At 71.2% G+C, this 24,250-nt stretch carries 1 protein-coding gene (only partly in view); it reads right to left on the bottom strand.

The window, feature by feature from the left end; genetic code table 11:
- A protein-coding gene (locus tag FB390_RS01645; protein WP_141807361.1) for a hypothetical protein crosses the window boundary here: on the bottom strand, positions 1 to 24,250 show its 3' portion. It continues 18,473 nt past the right edge of the window; the window shows 24,250 of its 42,723 coding nt (coding positions 18,474-42,723); the start codon falls outside the window, past its right edge — the gene reads right to left on this strand; its stop codon occupies positions 1 to 3.

A 24,250-nucleotide genomic window follows, 5' to 3' on the forward strand; every position in this document is an offset into this window, starting at 1 on the left:
TCACGCGGAGAAGATGCGTTCGCGGCGAGCCGGATCGGACAGCACGTCGCGGATCAGCATGCCGAGGTCGAGATCGGGCGCCACAGCGGGGTAACGCACGTCGCACAGCACAGAGCCGGCGACCGACAGCACGAAACGCGTTGTGCGCTCGTTGATTCGATCCCATCCGACGATGACTTGCCCGGCCTCGAGGTCGACCGTCCGGCCGGCGACACGCAGCAGGAGCCGACCGCGGTCACGGTAGAACACCAGCCGCGTCTCACCGACAGTGCCGTAGACGCCGGCCACTGGACCGAGACCCGTGTTCATGGCGCGCAGATCACCGGTACCCAAATCCAGTTCGGAGAACTCGCCGAACCCGGTGTGCGACCGGACGACAATAGTGTTCCCCCGCGGCTGCGCGCTCTCGCCGCCGGGACCGCGCCCACTGCCGAACACCGAGGCACGCGGCAGCGCCCGCGAAGAACGCGCGGGCGCACTCGGGGCCGCCGCACCCGGCATCCCGGCCGCGCCCATCGCACCCGCCTGCGAACCATTCGAGGCGGGGAAACCGTTACCGGAGTGACCGTTCGCGCCGTTCGGCTGGTCATGACCGTTCGACGACCACGGCGCCCGCTGTTCGCCGGTCTGCCCTGTGGATTCGCCGCCGTTGGAGCCGTTCGAGGGCGAGTCGTACTGCGGCGCGGGCGGATCCTGACGAACCGGTGCGGGCGCGTCGTAGTGTCCGGCGCCGGGCGCATCCGGAAGACCGAATCCATTGCCGCCTTGCCCGTTACGAGTTCCGTCACCTGACGGATACGGCACGTCGACCGCGGATCCCGGCGGTTGCGGCGAACCACCGGGAGACCCGAATCCGTTGCCCGAACCCGGCTGCCCCAGGTTTGGCGGCGATTCCGGGCGCTCCGGCAGTGGAGCCTGTGGCGAAGGCGGAACCGACTGCGGTGGGACCTCCGGAACCCCCGGGATCGGTGACACCGGCGGGACCGACCATTGCGGCGGCGTCACCGGCGCAACCTGTTGCCCAGGCGGGAACGGCTGCGCGGAGGAAGATTCGCGCGCAGACGAAACCGGGAACTCCGGCGGCACCGATGGTTCCGACGACGGCAGCCACGGCGAGGCCGTCTGCCCGGGCGGAACCGGCTGCGGGGGCGCGGACGGCTGCGGCAACGGAGGTTCCGGCGCTGACGGAACCGAAAACTCCGGCAGCGTAGGCGGCACCGAAGGCAGCGGCGTCTCCGGCAACGACGGCGCAGGCCACGATGGGACGAGCTGCCCGGACGGAACCGGCTCCGGCGTCCGCAATTCCGACGCAGGCGGAACCTGGAACTCCGGCAGCGCAGGCGTCGAAGGCACAGGCGGTTCCGACAACGACGGCGCATGCCACGGTGAGACCGGCGACAGGGGCGGCACCTCTTGCCCAGGCGCGACCGGCTGCGGTGACGGAGATTCCGGAGCAGACGGAACCGAAAATGCCGGCGGCACAGGCGTCGAAGGCAACGACGGTTCAGGCGACGACGGAGCTGGCCACGATGGGACCGGCTGCCCAGGCGGGAACGGCTGAGCGCTCTGCGATTCCGGCGCAGATGGGACCGGGGACTCCGGCAGCGCGGGCGGCACCGAAGGCACAGATGGTTCCGGCCACGACGGCGCAGGCGACGATGGGACCGGCTGCCCAGGCGGGTACGGCTGCGACGACGGAGGCTCCGGCGCGGGCGCGACCGGGAACTCCGGCGGCACCGAAGGCACAGATGGTTCCGGCCACGACGGCGCAGGCCACGATGGGACCGGCTGTCCCGGCGAGTACGGCTGCCCGGGCAGGTACGGCTGCGACGACGGAGGCTCCGGCGCGGGCGCGACCGGGAACTCCGGCGACACCGGCGGCACCGAAGGCACAGATGGTTCCGGCCACGACGGCGCAGGCCACGATGGGACCGGCTGTCCCGGCGAGTACGGCTGCCCCGGCGGGTACGACTGCCCAGGCGGGAGCGGCTGCGACGACGGAGGCTCCGGCGCGGGCGCGACCGGGAACTCCGGCGTCACCGGCGGAACCGAAGGCACAGGCAGCGACGGATCCTCGAAGGCCGGAGTGCCCGGAGGCTTCGGCGCCGTAGGAATCTCCGGGAGCGGCGGAACCGGCTGCCCAGGCGGGAACGGCTGCGGGAGCGGCTGTTCCGGCGACGGCGGCGCAGGCCACGGTGGGACCGGTGGTGCCGGCCACCCAGGCGGCAAGGGCTGCGGCAGCTCGGGTTCGGGCAGCGGCGGTCGCGGAGGTACCGGGAACGGAGGCCTCGGCGGCACCGGCCCGCCAGGCGGGAACGGTTGCGGCGGCCGAGGTTCCGGCATCGGGGGACGCGGCGGGGCCGGGAACGGAGGTTTCGGTGGCACCGGCCCGCCAGGCGGGAACGGCTGCGGCGGCCGAGGTTCCGGCATCGGCGGACGCGGCGGGGTCGGTCGCTCCGGTGGCACGGGCAGAACAGGAGGCACAGGCGGCGACGGGTTCTCCGGGATCGGAGGCTGCGGTGCCGGAGGGATCTCCGGGCGCGGCGGGACCGGCGGTCGCGGTTCCGGAGGAGCCTCCGGGAGCGGCCGCACCGGCGGTTGCGGAGGCTTCGGAGACACCGGCGGTTGCGGAGGCACGGGAGGTTGCGGCATCGGCGGCACAGGCGGGTTCGGCGGTACCGGCGGTGGCATCCGCAGCTCGCGCTCTTCCTCCGCGCCACTTCCGGCCGCGAGACCAGCCCGCGCACCACCGTCGAGCCGCGGACGCCTGTCGTCTCCCGCCGAAGGCCGCTCCCCCTCGACTCGCCGCCGACCTTCGCCGCTCTCCGACCGCTCGCCACCTCCGGTCTGCGCCCCACTCTCCGAGCGCGACTGCCCGCCTTCGCTATCCGGCCGAGCCGAACCCTCCAACCGAGGCTCGCCTTCGCCGACCTGCGAGCCGGCCCCACGCTCAGGCTGTGGCTGCCCCTGGCCGACTTCCGGCCGCTCGCCACCTTCGACCTGCGCCGCACCCTCGGGCCGCGACTGCCCACCCTCGCTATCCGGCTCAGCCGAACCCTCCGACCGAGACTGACCATCGCCGACATCTGCCTGCGCCCCGCCCTGAGGCCGCGACTGTCCGCCTTCGCTATCCGGCCGAGCCGAACCCTCCGACCGCGACTCGCCTTCGCCGACCTCCGAGCCGGCCCCACGCTCCGGCTGCGGCTGCCCCCCGCCGACTTCCGACCACTCGCCACCTTCGACCTGCGCCCCACCCTCAGGCCGCGACTGCCCACCCTCGCTATCCGGCTCAGCCGAACCCTCCGAGCGCGACTCGCTTTCGCCGACCTCCGAGCCGGCCCCATGCTCAGGCTGCGGCTGCCCCCCGCCGACTTCCGACCGCTCGCCACCTTCGACCTGCGCCCCACCCTCGGACCGCGACTGCCCACCCTCGCTATCCGGCTCAGCCGAACCCTCCGAGCGCGACTCGCTTTCGCCGACCTCCGAGCCGGCCCCATGCTCAGGCTGCGGCTGCCCCCCGCCGACTTCCGACCGCTCGCCACCTTCGACCTGCGCCCCACCCTCAGGCCGCGACTGTCCGCCCTCGCTATCCGGTCGAGTCGCACCCTCCGGCCGCGACTGCCGCTCGCCACCCGTCGGCCCTTCGCCACCTTCAGCCTGCGCTGCCCCCTGCGGGCGTGACTGCCCATCCTGGCGAACCGGTCGAGTCGCCCTTTCAGGCCGCGACAGGCCTTCGTCAGCTTCCGAGTCGGCCTGACGCTCCGACCGCGACTGGCTGTCGCGGACTTCCGAATTGGTCCAGCCCTCAGGCCGCGACTGCCCCTCGCTATCCGCCGGCCGCTCGCCAACTTCGACCTGCGCCCCGCCTTCGGGCCGCGACTGACCGCTCTCAGGATCCGGCCGAGCCGAACCCTCCGACCGCGACCGGCCTTTGCCGACCTCAGAATCGGACCCACCCTCAGGAAGCGACTGGCCCTCGCCAACATTCGCCTGCGCCCCGTCCTCCGGCTGCGGCTGTCCACCCTCGGCATTCGGCCGAGTCGAATCCTCCGACCGCGACTCGCTTTCGCCGCCCTCGGCGTCGGCCTCGTTCTCAGGCTGTGGCTGTCCGTCGCCGACCTCCGGCCGCTCGCTACCTTCGGCCTGCACTCCACTCTCGGGCCGAGACTGTCCACCCTCGCTATCCGGCCGAGCCGAACCCTCCGATAGTGACTGGTCGTCGCCGGCCACCGAATCGGCTCCACCCTCGGGTCGCGGCTGACCGCCCTCAGCATCCGGCCAAGCCGAACCCTCGGGCTGGGACACGCTTTCGCCGACCTCCGAGTCGGACCCACTCTCAGGCTGTGGCTGCCCCTCGCCGACCTCCGGTTGCGCCAGGCCATCTGCGCCGTCGGGCCGAGCGGTCCGCTCATCATCCACAGATCGCGGCGCGGCCGCGTCCGCCGAACCACTATCAGGCGCTGTAGGCGGCTGTCCGCCAACGTTATCCGGGCGGGCCAGCTTCTCCGGCCGTGGCCGGCGCTCGCCGCTTTCCGAGTCGGATTCACCTGTGGGCGGCGACTGCGCCGGTGGATCGACCGGCCCGGCATCCGACGACGCAACGCCTCCCGGCGTCCACTCGCCGCCAGACTGATCGGACTCCGCCGCTCGACCGCCAGGCCAATGCACCGTGCGCGGATCAACCGGCCCAACGCCGTACGGCGCAGCCTCGCTCTCCTCGGGCTCGACCGCTCGACCACCCGGCCAGTGCACCTTCCGGGGATCGACCGGCTCAGCTGCCGAGGACGCGGCACCTTCCGAAGCTCGCCCGTCGACGCCTGGGTCCGGCTCCGGCCCGGGTTCCGAGCCGACTCCGCCAGGCCAATGCATCGTCCGCGGATCAACCGGCCCAACACCGGGCGAACCAGCACCTTCCGTCGATTGCGCGTCTGCGTCCGTCTCGGACCCACCCGGCCAATGGACCGTCCTGGGATCCACCGGGGATTCCGGTGCCTGCTCGGGCGGCAGTGCGGTCGGCTCGCTCTGGTCGGTCGCCTCGTCCGCGGGAGTCGCCTCGTCCGCGGGGGTCGCCGGGCGCGGCGGGAGGGCGTACCGGGAGTACTCCGGTTCACGTGATGGCGGAGCGAATTTGGCGCCTTTCGCCCAGTCGGTGAACGGAGGACGGTTCGAGTTCCAGTCGAAGCCGATGCGGACGGCGTGCTCGTTGGCCAGGTTCCAGAACGCGGTCGGGTTCCGGATCAGGAAGTTCGATTCCGCCAGCGCGTCCTGCAACATCAGGATGTCGGCGTCGTTCGGGTCGCCGTCGATCAGGCGCTGCCACGCCAGCGCCACGTCGACGACCGCGTCGAGCCGCTGTCGCACGACCACGCCGGTGCGCCAATCGGTGCGCAGGTACTCGGCGTTCATCAGATGGTGCTTGATCTGCGCGATCTCCGCCCTCGTGAACGCGTGCGCCGAATTGTCCAAGCGGTCGGCGACTTCGCCCGCCAGCTCCTTCCTGTCCACATCGGTGCCGCGCGTGAGCTGATCGTGAATGAAGTTCACCAGTCGCTCTGCGTCACCGGGCTTTTCGTCGCGTACGTGCCCGGTGATCTCATCGACCGCCGCGCTGAGGTCCGGTCCAGGATCACCCGGACGACGCGTGGTCGGCAGACCCTCGATGTGGTCCTCGATCAGTCCGTCCACCAACGCGACGAGTTCGGCCGCCCGCACCGCGCGCCCGGCACCTTCGGCGGCAGGGTTGCGTGCGAGCCGGTCGGTGATCCTGTCGATATCGCTGTCGTCGCCGCGGAACCGCTCGTATTCCAGTTCCGCACGACGCTGCACCCGCGCCCACGCCCGCTGCTCGGCGACCTGGCTCGCCTGATACCAGCGCTCGTTCTCCGGAAGGGCGAACCGGTCCTGGACGTTCCACTCCCGGGCCATCGGTTGCACTTCGGCGCTCTTCTTCCGGAACAACGGGTGTCCCTTGAAGCCGGGCCGGATCCGACCGGGGTTGTTCTTGTCGCTGTACCAGGTGAATCCGGACAGCTTCGCCGTCTCCAGGATCAACCGCATCGTGTGATAGAAGAGGCCGGAGAACGGAACCTCGTACGTCGGACCGGTTTCGATCGGCGCCCCGCCGGGGATAGCGGGCAGCAGATCCTTGTTGACACCGGGCCCGTTGTCGGTGAACGGATCTTCCAGCGCCGCCTGGAACGGATTCACCGCCCAACCGCTGACCCCCTCGGGGAGGTCGCGCGGATGGAAGGTCTTGGGCACGGTGCCACCGTCACGGTTGGTCCGCCAGCTCGGACGGTCGGGGCGCACCTCGTGCGGCCTGCCCGCGGCGTCGAACCACCGGACGAGTAGCACACCGGAGTCGAGCGGCCGGGGCCCGGTGATCTCGAGGAACTCACGCCGAGGTCCGTCCATGCGCCGATACCGGACCGGTTCGCCGCGTTCGGCGATGATCTCGTGGAACTCGACCGTCGCGTCGTGGCGCGTCATCACATGCGCGACCGACGCGTCCTCCCGCAGCGCGCGGGCCAGCGCCGCGTCGTGCAGGGCGCGCGGATTGTCGAGTCCGCCGCGCGGGGCGACGACGATGATCCGCGGTTGGTCACCCTCGACGAGACCGACGCGGGGCGCGATCGGCCTGGCATCGGCCGCGTCGAGGAATTCGCGGCCCGCGCCTGCCAATTCGGCGATCCTGGCCTGGATGCGCTCGATCGCGTCCTCTGCGACATTGACCCGCTCCGCCGCCTCCCGCAGCAGATTCAGATTGCGCGCCTGTTCGGCGACCCGGCTCGCCTCGATCGTCCGGCCCGCGACTTCCGCGAGGGTCTCGTCGAGTTGCCCGTGGCCGAGTTCGTTCTCGTTCACGCGCAGCCTGCGCGCCAGATCTTCGCGCATTCCCCGCCACGGTTCGACCGCGAGCACTTGGCGCGCGCGTTCGCGTGCCAGCCGGTCGATTTCGGTGCGCGCCTCGTGCGACAGCGTCGGCTCGACATCGGCCCTCGACCTGCCGAGTTCGCCGAGGCGACGATCGATCTCGGCGACCCGCGCTGCCGCGCGTTCGTATTCCTCGGCCGCCCGCTGCAACTTGAACACCTGTCTGCGGCGGCGGGAAAGCTCGGCGTCGCCGACCAATTCCGGTGTCTGCGTAGCCAAGTCCTCGCCGACGCCCGGGATCGTGCGCTCGCCGACCAGGGCGTTGCGCAGGTGCTCCAAGGTCGGTGCCAGATCCGCGCCCAGCGAATCGTCCGCGCCGCGCAGGGTCGGCAGGATATCCGTGAACCGCGAGGCGCGGTCATTGCGCTTGGCGCGCCAGAACTCTCGCTCGGCGACGGCGGCGGCGCGGTCACGCACCAGGGCCTCGTATTCGTCCTGCGATGTCCCGTCACGCAGGGCGGCGATCGCGTCGTCGAGCCGGGCGATGTCGTGTTCGGCGTCGTTGACGTGTTCGGCGGCCCGTTCCAGCGCGTCGATGGCGGCGAGCCGGGCCGGCATCTCGTCGACGCGCATGGTCTTGCCGCGCAATTCGTCCATCGTCGAGACCAGCGCGTCCCGCGTGAGATCGACGTCGACGTCCACCGGCAGGTTCCGCGCCCGCATCCGCCGGATGTCGCGCCACTCCTCGCGGCGCGAGACCGCCTCGGCGCGCTCGGCCAGTAGTCGATCGAGCTCGGTCCGTTCCCTGGCGGTCAACGACCGCCGCGGCGCCTGCGCTTGGGCTTTGGAACCGGAATCCGGCTGCGAGGCAGGGTTTTCCGCGTCGCTCGGTTCGTCCGGATCGGGCGAGGTGGCGGGCGGTTCCTGCGGCGGCTTCGTTCCGCCACCACCGCCCGCGGCGGCCTCCGGCTCGCGCGCCTCGCCGGAATCCGGCTCACCCTCGGGCGCGACCCTGGCGCTGTTGGACTCGGCCGTCGCCTCGGAGGGCCCTTCGCTGTTCGCCCCGGATGCGGACTGCCGCGATTCCCGCGGCACCGGACGCGCCGAACCCGCGGGGTCCGTGCCGGGCCGAGGACCCGGCCGCGACGGCGCACCCGCCGCACCGGAGTCGTCTCCGTCATCGGAATCCGTTGTCCGGCTGTCGGACTCCGCGACGCCACCGGGCCAATGCGCGGTCCGCGGGTCGACCACCCCGGTCGCCGACGTCCCGACACCTTCGGTCGATCGCCCGTCGCCACCCTGGTCGTCATCCGGTCGCGACTCCGGCGCGGGTCCGCCCGGCCAGTGGACCGTTCGCGGGTCGGTGCGGGTTGTCTGCTGCGGCTCGGCGGTCGGGTCGTAGCGGACCTCGTGCAGACCGGCGCGGGCCAGTTCCAGTCGGCGCTTGGCCGCGGCGAATTCCGTCTGAGCTGCGGCGAGTTCCGCGCGACGTTGCTCGACGATGTTCGCGGCGGCGTGCAGACGGTCGACGCTCTGCTGGGGCACGCCCTCGGCGAGCAGTCGGCGCATCGTCGCCTGCAGCGTCTGGCTGGTCAGCTCACCAGGGACGATCGGCAGCCGCGCGACCTCGTTCCTGAGGTTCATCACGGCGTCGAAGTGCGCGTCTCCGGCCACGTCGCGGCGGGTCCTCGCACGATCGAACTCCGCGCGAGCACGGTTCGCCGAGGTGTCGCCGTCGGCCGCCGAGCTGAGCGGACCGGTGCCGGCCGCCACCGGCCCTTCGGTACGGAAGTCGTTGCGGTGCAGCGTGATTTCACCGTCGGGGCCGTCCGCGATCCGGATGTGACGGACGACCACATCCGCCCGGCTGAGCGGCAATCGCAGGTGCGGATACTCGGTCGCGAGCCGGGCACGAACATCGGTCGGCGCGTCCCTGCCGACGACCACGATCACCGGCGGATCCGAGGGGATGATGCCGACGTGGTCGTCGAGGCGGCGCGCGCCCTCCTCGGCAAGCACCCGGCGTTGCACGGCGCGGGCGAGCGCCCGATCCACCGCGGTCAACCGCTGCTCGGCCGCGTGGAAGCGCACCGCCGCGTCCCGCAGTGCCCAGGTCCGCGCCGACTGTTCCGCGAGTTCGGAGACCGGCAGGGTCCGGCTTTCCAGCCGTTCGACCATGGCGTCCAGTGCGGCGTCATCGATCAGATCCGACTCGGCCACCGGCAACCCGCGCATGGCTTCGGTCCGCCGCGACCGGGCGTCGTCCAACTCGCGCCGCGCGGTCTCCCGTTGCGCCTCGATCCGAGTCACCACCCGGCGTGACCGCTCGGTCTGCGACAAGGCGGGCCGGGCGCGCCGCCGCGCCGCAGCGAGCTGTGCGTCGATGCGCGCCAATTCGGCGCGCGCCGCCTCGTACCGGTGGGCGGCCGCCTGCGATTCGGTCGGATCCGCTTCACTGGGGCCGTGCCTGCCGTTGACGACATTCAGCACCGAGCGGGCCGCGCCGACCCGGACAAGGGCGGCCGCCCGCCGCGCCGTCAGCTCGGCGATCTCGTCGCGCCGAGCCGGGCGCGCAGCGGGCGCGCCCTCGTCGCCGAAGGCGGTGTTGCGCGCGGCGGTCAATTGCGCTGTCAGGCGCGCCAATTCGGCGCGGGCTGCGAGGTACCTGCGTGCCGCCGATTCCAGTTCGTTGAGCTGGGCTTCCCGGCGCTGTGCGTCCGCATCGGAGGGCACCGTCCGGTCCCGCTGCTCGCGTAGGGTCTCGTCCAGGTTCTCGGTGAGGTCCGCCTCGCCGAACCCGTGTGGCCGATTCGCTTCGGCGCGCTCGGCACGCGCCGCCTCCAACTCCTGGACCGCGGCCGCGTAATCGGATTCCAATCGCGCGATCACCTCGGCCCGGCGCAGTGGCCGGCCCGCCGCTTCGGCCTGCGCGCTGAGCTCGCGGTGCGCGGCGCTCGTGCGCGTCAGCTCCCCATCGATGCGGGCCAATTCGGCTCGGGCGTTCCCGAGCCTGGTCGCGGCCGCCGCGCGGTCCGGGTGACCATCGACGAGCGCGTCGTGCGCGGCCTCGGCTTCCGCCAGCTCCTGCGCCGCGGCGGTGCGCTCCGCGGTCAACCGGTCGATCAGCGCGGGTCGCCGCTCGGCTTCCGCGAGTTCGAGCAGCCGGTCGTTCAACGCTCTCAGCTTCGCGATATCACGCGCGCGGGCAACCACTTCCGCACGCAGCGAGGCCTGCACCTCGGCGAGTTCAGCCGGAGTGAGCCGTTCCTCCTGGTCGAGCTTGCCGTCGCGGAAGACCTCGTACACCGTCGCCCACCGCTCGGCGTCGGCATCGGTCAGGTTTACGCCGACGGTCAGCGCCCAATCGCGGCTGGGTGCCGCATGCCCGCTCGCGGAGATCTCGTCCGGCCCGAAGTCGCCGACCCGGTCGAGCACGTCGATGAGTGTGCCGACATCGTCGACGACATCGAGCAGGTGCTGTACCGCACGCTCGTGGACGGGGAATTCGGTGTCACCGACACGGGGATCGACAGCGTCCTCGCCACGGGTGACCGGGTCGTACCGGTCGAGGCCGTTGATGGTCCGGTAGAACTCGGCGAGCGCGTCGACGAGATTCTCCCGTTCGGCGGGTCGGCGCATCAGATGCCGGATCGCGCGATTCAGCCGTTTCGCGTCCAGGCTGGACGTGTCCGGCCGGTATTTCTTGTCGTCGTTCTTGTAATTGCGCGAGTACAGATCCTTGGGGAACCTGCCCTTGCGCCTGCCGACGCCCAGACGCTCGGCCAGCCGATCCCGCGCCGCATCGGCCGCGGCTTTGTCGTCGGCCCTGGCCACCTTCCAGTACGCGATCAGATCCTGCACGGCCTGATACCTGCGCGCCGAGCCCAGATCCGGATCGATGAGCGCCTGCGCCATGGCTTCCGGCGTCATCTCGTCGACATCGATATCGATCCGGGTCGCCAGCTGCCAGCGTGCGTCGGTGTGGTTGTTGAAGTCGTCGATATCCCATGCCGTGCGCGCGTAGTCGATGACCGCCTCGATCTGGCTCGCGCGCACCGCGTTGTCCAGTCCCAGCCCGCGCAGCCTCTCGGCGAGCTCCGCCGCGGAACCGCGCTCGGATTCCGGGATGTCGAGGGCGGCGGCGAGATCGTCACGGGCGGCGACGATCTCACCGCGGCTCGGTGCGGTGCTCGGCTGCGACGCCGCGTCGGGCTCGGCGGGTTCCAGCAGCACCGGACGCCACCCGTTGTGGCCGTCGTCGATCAAGGTCAGGTCGAGCAGGCGGCCGTCGATCTCCCGACGGAGGTGCACGATCCGTCCCGGATCGGCGTCGGTGAGATGGAAGGTGCCGTCGGGTTCCAGCGTGGCCGTCCGGAAGACCGGTTCGACCAGGCCGGTATCGACCGCCTCGGCGAGATCCGGGTAGTCCCGCAGCGCCCGGCCGAGCACGGCCTCGTGGTCACCGAAGCCGTCGACGACGACCATCCGTGGCGGGTTGCCGGGATCACCGGGCAGCAGCGCGACGCCATCGATGTCCGGGAGCAGGAAACCAAGGTCATCGATGATCGACGAGCGCAGAGCCAGATCCGATATCAGCCCGGTCAGTTCCTGGACCTCGGCGTCGGCGCGCAGGAATTGGCGCACCCGAGACTGGAAGTCGGCGACATCGGTGCCGTAGGCGCGGATCCGGTTCGCCGCGTCGATCATGGTGAGCCGGGGAAGCGCACCGAGGTCGACGATGTCGACGTCGAGCAGCTGAGCCCAGACCGCCCGTTCGTCGCGGACCTGATCGCGGTTCAGCGCCTCCGCGAAGTAGCGGGCGATGCCCTCGTTGCGACCAGGCTCGTCGGCGTCGTAGAGCTCACCCCACAGTGGGAACGCGTCACCGTTGGCGATGCGAACCACACGCAGCCAGCTGGCGTCCCCGCCGTTGGCCTCCATGACCTCGACCAACAGGCGGGTCATCGGGTCGGTGTCGAAGAAGCTGACCTCGCGACCGAACGGGATGCGCCGGTTCTCCACCTGGTAGTTCGCCTCGGCGATGGAGAGGCCGACGAACGCGCCGATGCGCCTGGCCTGCTGATACCGCAGCACCCGCAGCGCGTCCTGCACGGCGTCCGGGTTGTCGTCGGTCAGGTCGACCTCGAGCCGGTCGGCCGAGTCGACCAGCCAGTCGAAGGCCGCGCTCCGGCGGCGGGCGGCGTCGATCAGCTCACCGAAGAGATCACCGAACACGCCGTCGACGCGCGGCGGCACGCCGTCGGGGAACGGTTCGGGACGCGCGGTGGCCGAGGCGTTCCCGGCCCGCCGATCCGCCCGCTGCTGTTCGCGCTCGCGTCGCTGGCGCGCGACCTCCTCGGCGAATTCGCGCCCGAATTCTCGATGCAGCAGGGAGGGCAGCGCCTCGTCGATCGAGGGCAGATAGTCCTCGCCGGTGCGCCTGCGCACGGGCGGCACGTCTCCGGTCTGGTCCGGGGTACGGCTGGTCAGACGCCGAAGGAAAGGCAGCAGTTCGCGGTTGCGCCGCAACTCTTCGAAGACCAGACCCAAACGCATCGGGTTGAACTTCATGCCGAGCTGTTCGCCGTGCGCGCCGTGACTGGTCAGCGGCAGCCCGGCGAAATGCCCGAGCAGCGCTTGCCCCGCGGTGTCCTGGGACGACAGCGAAGGATGCTTCGGAATGACGGCGTGACCTTGGACCAACGCCGAGGTGCTGATCCGCGGCCAAGCCGATCCCGGCTCGGCGGTCGCGGGCGGTTCCGAGCTCTCCTGCGTCGCGGGCAGGTCGCCGGAGTCCGGATCCGATTGCGGCCGTGCGAGTTCCGGTCGCCACGCGTTGTGTCCCTCGGCCACCGGATGCAGTGGGATCCGCTGACCGTCCACCTCGATGACGATCGCGCGCGATTCGTCGCGCGCGCCCGGCGATTCCGGCACGCCACTCGCGGGGCGCGACTGCACTGTCTGTTCAGGGCGAGCCGAACCGGACTGTTCCCCAACGACTCTCGAACTTTGCGCACTGTCCGGCGTGCCCTGCTGGACAGGCGGAGCAGCGGGCTCGGTTGGCACACGGCGGGCGCCGCCCGAGGAATCGGAATCCGGCGTCGGCTCCGGCCGCGCCGACCTGCCCGCGCCAGCACCGTCCTCGTCCGGACCGGATTCGTCGTCGGTGTTCGAATCAGGCTGCGGCGCTGCCCCTTCCGCACCGTCACCGGTCGGCTCACCGGGATCCGGCATCCCGGTCCGCGGCCGCTCCGGCGGCTTCTTCCCGCCGCCACCCGCGTCGGGCCCGGGCGAGAGCTGGGAGGGCGGCTGTGGAACGGTCCCCTCGGCGAGGGCACGTCGCGCGTTCGCCACCAGGGTCTCGTGGATGACGCGCGCCGGTTCGCTCGCGGCCTCCCCGATGAGTTCGACCTCGGCGAAGCCCTCGGGAATCGCCTCGCCCGGGTTCAGTTCGCCGTTGTCGTGGAAGCTGTAGCCGCTGAGCTGACGAATCCAGGTGTGGTACCCCGCACCGCCCGCGGCGAGGTGCGCCGCCGCGAACTCCTCCTCGTACCGACGGCGCAGGATGCCCTCGATCGTCGCGCGGGTCTCCTCGGACGACAGATAGTCGAGTACGTGCCCGACCTCGTGGACCACGGCGCCGTACGCCGGTCGCCGCTCCATGGCCGGGTGCTTGTGCCCGGAACTGACGTCCATGCTCATCGTCGCCCAGAACAGCTCGGCACTGGTGGCCAGCTGGTAGTCGAGAACGACTCGGGCGCCGCCGTTCTCGGGCTCCCACTGCGTCGCGGCGAACGCACCGCGGTGGTTCTGCACCGTGAGGATGTCGAGGATCGCCACCGGCGCGCCCGGGTACTTCGTGAGCATGTCGTCGATCGCCCTGGCGTACTCCCGGAGCACCTCGACATCGAGGTGGGGCAGATCGAACCGGAGCACCTGCAGCGGGCGCCGCTCACCCAGCAGCTCGACGCCGTGTCGTTCGCTCAGCACGCGGACGATCTCCGGGATGTCGCGCTGGGACCACTCGTCCTGGCGTGGCCGGTCCATCGGCTGGATCTCGGAAGGCGGCGCCTCGTCGAACGGCTCGGGGGGAGCCAGCCGCAGGGGCGGCGTGCCGGCATCGTCCACCTGCTCTGGCGGCTCCAACCGCAGTACGGAATCCGGCGCGTCGGTGGCGTCGTCCGGCCCCGAGGAGGTCACCGGCGGCTTGCGCTGCTCGGGCTGTGCGGGCGTATCTCCCGGCGCGGGTTCACCGGCGATCTGGGCAGGCGAACCCGTGTCGGGGACCACGGTGGCGCGGATCAACCAGTGACCGTCGTTGCCGAGGCTCCGCACCGAGTCGACGCGCCAGTTCAGGCCGCGGCCGAGCATGACGACCGGCACCGGCATGCCGGACGGCAGGAAACGGTTCATGAACAGGGCGGGCGTGCCCGCGGGGACGGTCAGCTCGAGGTGGAAGCGGCCGCCGTCGATCGGCGGTACCTCGCCCAGCGCGACCTGCGGGAACTCCGCGATCTGGTGCAGCGAGCCAACCACGTCGCCGGTCATGTCCAGCGGGTTCTCGGGCCGGACGTAGGTCATCACCGCGGTGTCGGGAAGGCGGAGGCGGGTGAGGACGTCGTCGAGAATGCGCACGGCCGCGGCGAGTTCGGGGGTGAGTTCCGCGTCACCGCGCAAGGCGGCGTCGATCTCGGCGCGGAACCGGCTGCCGTCGGCGCTCAACGAAGCGATGCGTTCCAGCACCGCGCGCTCGTGCGGGGCGAGCGCGTCGACCACCGCGTCCCAGTTCTCGTATCCGTACCGCAGGCGCGCACCGAACCGCGGGTTGTCGAGCTCGTGGCGGTCCCCGGAGGTTTCGGCGTTGCCGTCCTGTTCGGGGTCGTCCGCCTCGTCCCGCTGCTCGTCGCGGTGGATCGGCCGCGTGGTTTCGTCCTGCTGTGCGGGTGGTTCACCCTGCGGATCCACCGGTCGCCCGTGTGCGTCGCGCTCGACGTTCGTGGCGCCGCGGCGCAGGTCGATGGTCGGGTTGTCACCGATGGCACCGGCCGAACCTTGGTCCGTATCACCATCGTTCGGCGGCACCCCGTTGTCCGGCAGGTCGCCGCCCGGATCACCGGGCGCGGTGTCCTGCGAGCGAACCGGCTGTGTCCGTGCGGCATTCGGACCACCCGGCCAATTCGACACCCGCGGATCGGCAGGATCCTGTGGAGCAGCCGAGGGAGACCCATCGATCTCTGGACCTGGGCGACGACCCAGGTCGACGGTCGGATCGTCGGCGTCGACGGGACGTGGGAGCGGCACGGTCGGGTCGTCCGCACCGACCGGACCTGGAAGCTGCACCGTCGGATCATCGGCATCGACCGAACGTGGGAGCGGCACGGTCGGGTCGTCCGCACCGACCGGACCTGGAAGCTGCACGGTCGGGTCGTCCGCACCGACCGACCCTGGGAGCTGCACCGTCGGATCATCCGCACCGACCGGACGCCCGAGCGACACCGTCGCGACATCGTCCGGTGACGGCGTCGGCGGCAGCTGGCCGGGGGTGTGGGATGGCAGCGCTGGACGGTTCGGTCCGGAATCGGGTCCGGGGCCGGGTGGCAACGGAGCGGGACCATCGTCGTCGGAATCCGGGCCCGGTTGCCGAGTAACGTCCTCGGGCAGCGGAGCGGGCGCGTATTTCGTGCCCTTGCGCCAGCCGGTCAGTGGTGGCCGCACCGAGTCCCAGTCGAAGCCGATGCGGATGGCGTACTGGTTGGCATCGCGCCAGGCCGCCCAGTCGTTGGCGCGCAGGAAGTTCGACTCCGCCAAGGCGTCCTGCAACATCAGCACGTCTTCGGGTTTCGCATCGTCGGCGATCAGCCGGAGCCACGCCTCGGCCACATCGGCGACCTCGTCCAGGCGCATCCGCGCGGGCGACCCGTCGATGGGCAGCGCCCGCCGGTACTCGGCCTCCATGTAGTGGTGCTTGATCTGCGCGATCTGTTCGCGGCTGAACGCCGGAACGGAATTGTCCAAGCGCACAGCGACCTCGGCGGCGATCGCGGCTCGGTCGGGCTTGAGGCCGAGCAGCGCCTCGCGGATGTCGTCGACCAATCTGGCTGCGTCGCCGGGCTGTTCGCTGCGCAGCGTTCCTGCCAGGTCCGCGACGATGGCGCCGAGGTCAGGGCCGGGGTCGTCGGAGTTGCGCGTCGTCACCTCGATGCGCGCCGACATGTAGTCTTCGACGACGCTCGCGATCCGGTCCACGATCTCCGCCGCGCGAACCTCGCGCGCCGCGCCCTCGAACTCGGGGCGGGCGGCGAGATTGGCTGTGATGCGGTCGATGTCACCATCGGACGAACGGAACAGCCGGTACTGCTCGGTGGCCCAGTTCTGCACCCGCTGCCACGCGCGCTGCTCGTCGACCTGTTTCCTGTCGTAGCCGTCCAATTCGCCTGGGGCGTGTGCCTGCTCGGCGCGCTCGGGTTCGCGGGCCATCGGCTGGACGTCGGCGCGCTTCTTCCGGAACCAGGGGTGGCCCTTGAAGCCGGGCGAGATCCGGCCGGGATGCGCGGAGTCGTTGTACCAGGTGAAACCGAACAACTTCGCCGGTTCCAAGGTCAACCGCATGAAGTGGTAGAAGACGTCCGCGAAGGGCAGCTCGTAGGTCGGGCCGGGGTAGGTCGGCTGCCCACCGGGGATCGTGGGCAGCAGGCCCTTGTTGATGCCGGAGCCGTTGTCCACGAACGGATCCACCACCGCCGCCTGGAACGGATTCGTCGCCCAGCCGCTGACGCCCTCGGGCAGATCGCGCTCCTTGAACTCCTTCGGCGTCGTCGGGCCCTTACGGTTGGTCCGCCATTCCGGCCGCTCCGGATTCACCTCGTACCACGTCGTCGAATCGCGCTCACCGGACTGCCAGCGCACCCGGCGCAGGATGGGAGCGTCGTCGGGACCGAGCGTCATGAATTCCCGCGAGGGCGGACGCAGTCGCCTGGTCGTCACCGGCTGATCGAGTTCGGCCACGAGTTCGCGGTACTCGATCGTCGTGTCCCGCGACAGCATCGCGCGCGCCACCCGCGAATCGCGATGAGTGGCATCGAGCAGGGCGGCGTCGTGTTCGGCCCGTGGCGCGGCGAGCGTGCCGCGCGGTGCGATCACGATGATCCGCTGCGGGTCGCCATCGACGAACCCGACCCGGTCGCTGACCTGACGCGCGCCCTCCGCGGCGAGGAAATCGCGTCCCGCTCCTGCCAATTCGGCGATCCTGCCTTGGATGCGGGCGATGCGATTGTCGGCCTCGTTCACGCGCGTCGCGGCCTCGCGCAGCAAGTCGATGTTGCGGACGTGTTCGGCCAGCTGGTCCACCCTGATGGTCCGACCGGCCGCCTCAGCCAGCGCCGCTTCCAGCGCCTGCTCGGGCGACTCCAGCCGCGCCACGGCATTCGGGCCCAGATCGGCCTCGTTCACCCGCAAGCGCGCGGCGATATCGGCGCGCATCTGCCGCCACGGCTTGGACTCGAGCACCTCGCGGGCGCGCTCCCGTGCCAGGCGGTCGACTTCGGCGCTGACCTGCCGCGACAGCGGTTGCGGCTCCCCGATGCCGACCCGGCCGAGCGCCGCGATCCGGCGATCCACTTCGGCCAGCGCCGTCTGCACGCGGTTGTACCGCAACGCGGCATCGTGCAACTTGAAGATCTGCTCGCGGCGACGCGCGATCTCGCCGAGATCGAGCTCCTCGCGTGCCACATACCCGGCTTCTTCGCCGGTGCCCGCGACGTTCCTGGTGCCGGCGACACTCGCTTCCAGGTGTTCCAGGGTGCGCGCCAGATTGGACTGGTTCAGCGCTTGCGCGGCATCGCCGAACGGCAGCGGAAGATCGCTGAACCGCGAGTACCTGTCATCGCGCTTGGCGCGCCAGAATTCGCGTTCCCTGGCCAGCACGGCGCGTTCGCGCATCAGCTGCCGGTACACGCCCTCCGGTGTGTTCGCGAGTTCGAGTTCGGCGATCTCCGCGTCGAGTTCGGCCACCGCAGCATTCGCTTCGTCGAACACGCGCGCGGCCCGTGCCAAAGCGTCGACGGTCGACGCGTCCGATGCGTCGAGGGCCTCCGCACGCATCCGCCGGATGTCGTCCCATTCCGCGCGCCGCGCCACGGCCTCGGCGCGCTCCGCACGGAGCCGATCCAGGGCCTCCTGTGCCTCCGGCGGCAACGTCGCGGCCTCGGGCTGCCCGACGTGCGGTTGATCGCCCGGTTCCGCAGGCTGCGGCTGTCCGCCCGGTTGCGCGGGTTGCGGCTGTTCGCCGGACTGCTGTGATTCGGGCGCCGATGCGCCGCGGTGCGCCTGATCCCCCTCGGCCTGCACCCCTTCGGCAAGATCCCTGCGATGCTTCGCCTGGTAGTCGGGCTCCACACCCGACTCGTCCGCAGGCTCACCCCGATGCCGCCCCGCACCATCGCTCGATTCCGACGTCCGAGACTGCGCGCCCTCGGATTCCGCCACCTCGGACTGCGACGCACCATGCTTCGGCTCGTAATCCCGCTCCCGCGAACCCGACTCATCCGCAGGATCACCCCGATGCCGCCCTGGACCTGCGCTCGGCTCCGGCGTCCGAGACTTCGCGCCCTCAGGCTGCGCGCTCTCAGGCTGCGCGCCTTCGGGCTCCGCTACTTCGGACTGCGGCGCGCGATGCTTCGGCTCGTAATCCGGTTCCTGCGAATCCGACTCGTCCGCAGGCTCACCCCGATGCCGCCCCGTGCCCGCACTCGGATCCGGCGTCCGAGACTGCGCGCCCTCGGGCTCCGCTACATCGGACTGCGACGCACCATGCTTGGGCTCGTAATCCCGCTCCCGCGAATCCGACTCGTCCGCAGGCTCACCCCGATGCCGCCCCGTGCCCGCACTCGGATCCGGCGTCCGAGACTGCGCGCCGTCGGGTTGCGCGCCCTCGGGCTCCGCTACATCGGACTGCGGCGCGCGATGCTTCGGCTCGTAATCCGTTTCCTGCGAACTGGACTCGTCCGCAGGCTGACCACGATGCCGCCCTGTGCCCGCGCTCGGCTCCGGCGGCGGAGCCTGCGCGCCCTCGGATTCCGCCACATCGGACTGCGACGCACGATGCTTCGGCTCGTATGGCCGCGCCTGCGCCTGCGACTCGTCCGCGGGCAGGCCGCGATGCTTCGGCTGGTGCGCGTCGGGTTCGGCTTCGGACTCGTCCTCCGGGCGGCCACGGTGCTTCGGTTCGGCCGTTTCCGGCTGCGAAACTTCCTGCTGCGGAGCAGCGTGCTTCGGCTCGTAGGTTTTCGCCTCGGGCTGGGATTCATCCGCTGGGCGGCCGCGGTGCTTCGGCTGGTAGGGCTCGGGCTGCGACCCGGCGGCGTCGGAACCGCCGGAGGGGTCGTGGCCCGGGGGCACGGACGCGGCGGGGTCGGCGCTGCCGGTGTCCGGTGGACGGATGGGGGTCGTTGTGACCGTGCCGGATTCGTCGACCTCGACGTGGACGTAGTCGACGCGCACTCCGGCGTCGGCCAGCTGCTGCCGTTCCCGGGGCGAGAGCAGGTCGTCCGGCGACGGAGAGGGCGAGGCGACCAGCACTCGCCTGCCGCCGGGCAGGTGGCCGACACCCTCGGAGTCGACTCGCGCGTCCACGCCGGCGAGTACATCGCGGGCCGCGTGCTCTCCCGCACGCTGCACAGCGGCGCGTTCGTCGGCGAGCGCGGTCCGCAGACGATCCAGCTCGGTCCGGATTTCCGCGGCGGCCGAACGCGATTCGGCGGCATCCCGCAGAGCGGCGGCCAGTTCGTCGCGCTGGGGCAGGATTCGGGCCGGATCGTCCGGACGACCGATCAGCTCGGCCACCGCGGCATCGGCGGCCCGTACCCGCGCGTCGACGGCTTCGGCGATCTCACGCGGGCCGAGACCATCGGGGTCGACGCCGATCGTCCGAGCGAGATCCGCCAGCGCCGACTCGATTCGAGCGCGCTCGGACGCGGTGCTTGCGATATCGGCCGCGAGTCGCGGTAGCCGACCGCGGAACTCCGGTGTCACCGGATCGTGCACGCGCGGTATGCCGATGCGCGGCCACGCGGGCGCCTGCGGCGCAGGCGCGGCGGCAACGACCGGGCCGACCGGCACATCGGCGAGGTGAACCGCGGCCTCGGCGGGCAGGAAAGCCACTGCGACATCGATGAATTCACGCATGCGAGCGACATCGTCACCGACCATCGCCAGCTGACTCACCTCGCGGAGAGTCGCCATGACGTTCTCCGGCAGCAGGGAATCCGGGCCGAGCCGGTCGGCGACCGCCGGAATGCTGTCGGCCAGCTCCCGCATCCGGGCCGCCAGTGCATCGCGCCGCGCAACGGCGTCGGTGACCGCCCGATCACCCTCCGGCTGCGGGCCGCCCGGCCACACCCTGGTCCGCGGATCCTCCTGCCCCGGCTGCCCGAGCTGACGGTGCGCATCACGCAGCGCCCGCTGGTAGCGCTCCTCGGCGCGCTGGCGTGGTGACCGGCCGCCCGTTCCGTGCTGCTCCGGTGTCGCGCCGGTCGGCCGGTCCGGGCCGAAGTCGGTGCGGCGGTGGACGATTCGACCGTTGTCGAGGGTGGCGATCTCGATGTGGGTGACCACCACTCCCGGCCGGGCGAGCAGCGGGCGCAGCAGCGGATACTCGGCGTCGAGCTGGGCGCGCGCATTCCCGGGCGAATGCCAGCCGACCACGACGATGCGCGGCGGCTCACCGGCCACGACGCCGACGGTGTCGTCGATGCGACCCGCGCCCTCCTCGGCCAGCGCTTCGCGCTGCATGGCGCGGGCCAGTGCCTCGTCGAGCACCTCCACCTCGGACTCGGCGGCGAGGTAGCGCAGGGCGGCTTCGCGCAGTTCCGCGATGCGCGCCGCCTGCTCGGGATGCGCCCTCCCCAACCGCTCGATGGTGTTCGCCACCTGATCCGGGTACGGGCCCAGCTCCTCGCGGGTGACCGGCAGGCCCGCCATCGCCGCGTTCCTGGCCGCGTCCGCCGCGTTGAATTCCCGGACGGCAGTGGCGTTCTCCGCCGCGAGCCGCTGAGTCACGCGGCGGGCGATCTCGACATCGGTCCTGGGCCCGGGTTCCTCGGGATCCGGGGTCGGCGGCGCGGGCGGCCGCTGCGGTGGTTTCCGGCCGCCACCGTCGGCGGAGGGTTCCGGCCGGGTGTGCGCACTCGAGCCCTCGTCCTGGCTCGCGACCACACCCTGGGCGGCGGGCGGCAGCGCGGGCGGTTCGGTGGGACGGGTCGCGGCCAGCGCCGCGTCCACCCGCGCCAGCTCGGCGTCGGCGGCCTGCTGCCTGCGCGCGGCCCCAGCCAGATCGTCGAGCGCGGCGGCGCGGTCCTGCGGTTCGGCGGTGCGGTAGCGAGCGGTGGCCGCCTCGACCTCTGCACGGGCGGCGTCGAGCTGGGCGAGCGCGGCGCCGCGCTCGCCGAGCAGCCGCGCGATCTCCAGTGGTCGTCGCGCCTGCCGATCCAGTTCCGCGGCCCGCTCGTTGAGCGCGGCGAGCATGTCGAGATCTTCGGCCCGCCCGTGCACCTCGGCGCGCAGTTCGGCCTGCACCTTCGCCAGTTGCCGCGGCGTGAGCCGTTCCTTCTGGTCGATCTTTCCGTCGCGATAGATCTCGTAGACCTTCTCGAAACGCTTGGCCTTGGCCGCCTTTTCCTCGTCGGTGTCGGTCGGCTGAATCGGTTCGGGCAGATCGACGCCGACGGTCCTGGTGAAATCCTGGTTCGGCGTCGGCTGCGGATCGGGCGCGGAGTTGTTCGCGCCGAGCATGCCGAATCCGTCGAGCACCCGGGCGCCGCGCAGCGCCTCGGCCAGCGACTCGAGATCGCCGACCATGTCGAGCAGATGCGCGACGGCCTTGTCGTGTACCGGGAATTCGACATCGGCCAGGCGGGGGTCCACCGCGTCCGCGCCGCGCGACACCGGATCGAACGGGTCGAGCCGATTGATGGTGCGGTAGTACTCGGTGAGCGCATCGATCAGGTTCTCGCGCTCGGCCGGTCTGCGCGCGAGCTTGGCGATCGCCTTGTTCAGCCGCTTCGGATCGGTGCCGGTCCGGTCGGGGCGGTACTTCTTCTCGTCGTTGCGGTAGTTGCGCGGGAAGAGGTCCTTGGGGAAACGGCCGCGCCGCCTGCCCACCCCGAGCCGATCGGCGAGCCGATCCCGCGCGGCGTCGACCACATCGGCATCGATGCCGCGCATGAGCGTCGCGTAGGCGACGAGGTCCTCGACGGCCTGATGCCTGCGGGCCGAGCCGATCTTGTCCAGCACGAAGGCCTTGGCGAGCCGCTCCGGCGTCAGCTCGCCGGGCTCGAGCTTCAGCCGGTCGGCCAGCTGCGCGCGGGCGTCGCCGATGGTGTGGAAGTCATCGATATCCCAGGCGGTGCGGCCGTAGTCGATGAGCGCTTCGATCTGGCTGGCCCTGATCTTGTTCTCCGCGCGGATCTGTTCCATCCGGTCGGACAAGCGCTGCGGGTCGTCGAGCTCGGACTCGGGCACACCCAGCCGCCGCGCGAGTTCCTGGCGCGCGGCCTCGATCTCGGTGCGGGACAGCCCTTCCAGATCGGGCTTCGGCCGCGGGCTCTCTCCTTCGGTCGTTGGCGCGCTCTCGACAACTGGGCGCCACCGTCCGTCCTCGTCGAGCAGGAAGGTCAGGTCCAGCCTGCGGCCGTCCACTACCTCATCGACGTGCCGCACCCGCACGGGCTCGCTGTCACTGACCCGAATGGTGCCGTCGGGCGCGATCTCGGCCACCCGGAACACCACGTCGACCTGACCGTCGCCGACGACCTCGGCGATATTCGGGTGTGCGCGCAGCGCCGCGGCGAGCACATGGGCGTGGTCGAGGTGACCGTCGACCACCATGAGCCGCATCGGTCCGCCGTCCACACCGGGCAGCAGCCCGAGCCCGTCGGCATCCGGAATCAGGAATCCACCGTCGGAGACGATCGAGGAGCGCAGCGCCAGCTCGGTCACCAGCCGCGTGAGCTCGTCGGCGTTGCCGTCGGCACGCACGAATTCGTCTGCCAGTTCGGCGAATCGGGCGATGTCGTCGGTCCGCGCGTACACATTGGCGAGGGCGTCGGCCAGCGCACCGCGCGGATGCGCGTCGAGATAGTGCAGGTCGACCTGCAGCAGCTGGGCCCAGACGGCGCGCTCGTCCTTGATCTGATCGCGGCGCAGCGCGTTCACGAAGTAGCCCGGCTTGCCCTGGTCGATGCCGGGCTGATCGGTGTAGCTGAGGTCGCCCCAGTCGCGACCGGGCTCACCGCCGTTGTTGACCCCCTGCCAGTCCAGCAGCGTCGTCGGCCGGTCGTCGGCGTGCACGATCTCGCGCAGGAAGCGCGTCATCGGGTCGTTGTCGAAGAAGCTGACCTCTTGGCTGAACGGGATGCGCCGGTTCTCCGCGTCGTAGCGCACGGCGGCCTCGGCGAGCCCGGCGAGCGCACCGATCCGCCTGGCCTGCTGATACTGCAGGACCCGCACCGCGCGCAGGGCCGCCTCGCCGTCCAGGCCGGGATCGAGGGCAAGACCCATGTCACGCGCGGCTGCCACGAGCCGGTCCGCCAGCTCCCGGCGACGGTCGGCGGCGTCCGCCAGCTCGTTCAGCAGATCGGCGAAGGCGCCGGTGGCTCCGGTATTCGCCGCCGGGATCGGGGGGTCGGCCTGTGGAAGCTCGTTGGCCGGAACTTGCTGGGCCTCCGGCGTATTCGCCTGCTGCGCCGCGTCGTCGCGCCGCCGCATCTCGTCGATGTCGACGCCGTGTTCCTTGCGCACCGCTTCGGGGTCGGTGTCATCGATCCAGGGCCGGTATTCGGTGCCGTCCATATCGCGGATCGGCTGGAATTCGGCGGCGCGGTCGGGAACGCGGCTGGTCAGGCGGTTCAGGATCGGGATGTACTCGCGGCTCTTCCACATCGTCACGCCCTCTTTGAGGACGCGCGCCGGGTTGAACTTGATCTGGAGTACCTCGCCCTGCCCGCTGTCCTTGGTGAGCGGCAGACCCGCCGAGTATCCGAGCACCGATTGCCCGGCGCCGTCCACGCTGGAGCCGGAGGGATACTTCGGGTTGTAGCCCTTGAAGCCGTCGCGGTAGGCGGTGTTCGCGAGGAACTTCGACTTGGGTTTGTCGAGGGCGCCGGGCGGCTTCTGCGCCGCGTGCGGAGTCTCGACCTCCTTCGGGTTCGTAGCCTTGGGCGCGGTCTCCGATTCCTGCGCGGGCGAATTCTCCTGGCGCAGCACGGGATTCCAGGCACCCGCGCCATCGTCGGTCAGATCGAGATGGAAGGTCAGTCCCTCGAACTCGAACAGATGCTCGCGCTGCTCCGCCGGACGCGGAGCCGGACGTCCCTCGCCTTCG

Source organism: Nocardia bhagyanarayanae (genome assembly GCF_006716565.1).
GTDB lineage: Bacteria > Actinomycetota > Actinomycetes > Mycobacteriales > Mycobacteriaceae > Nocardia > Nocardia bhagyanarayanae.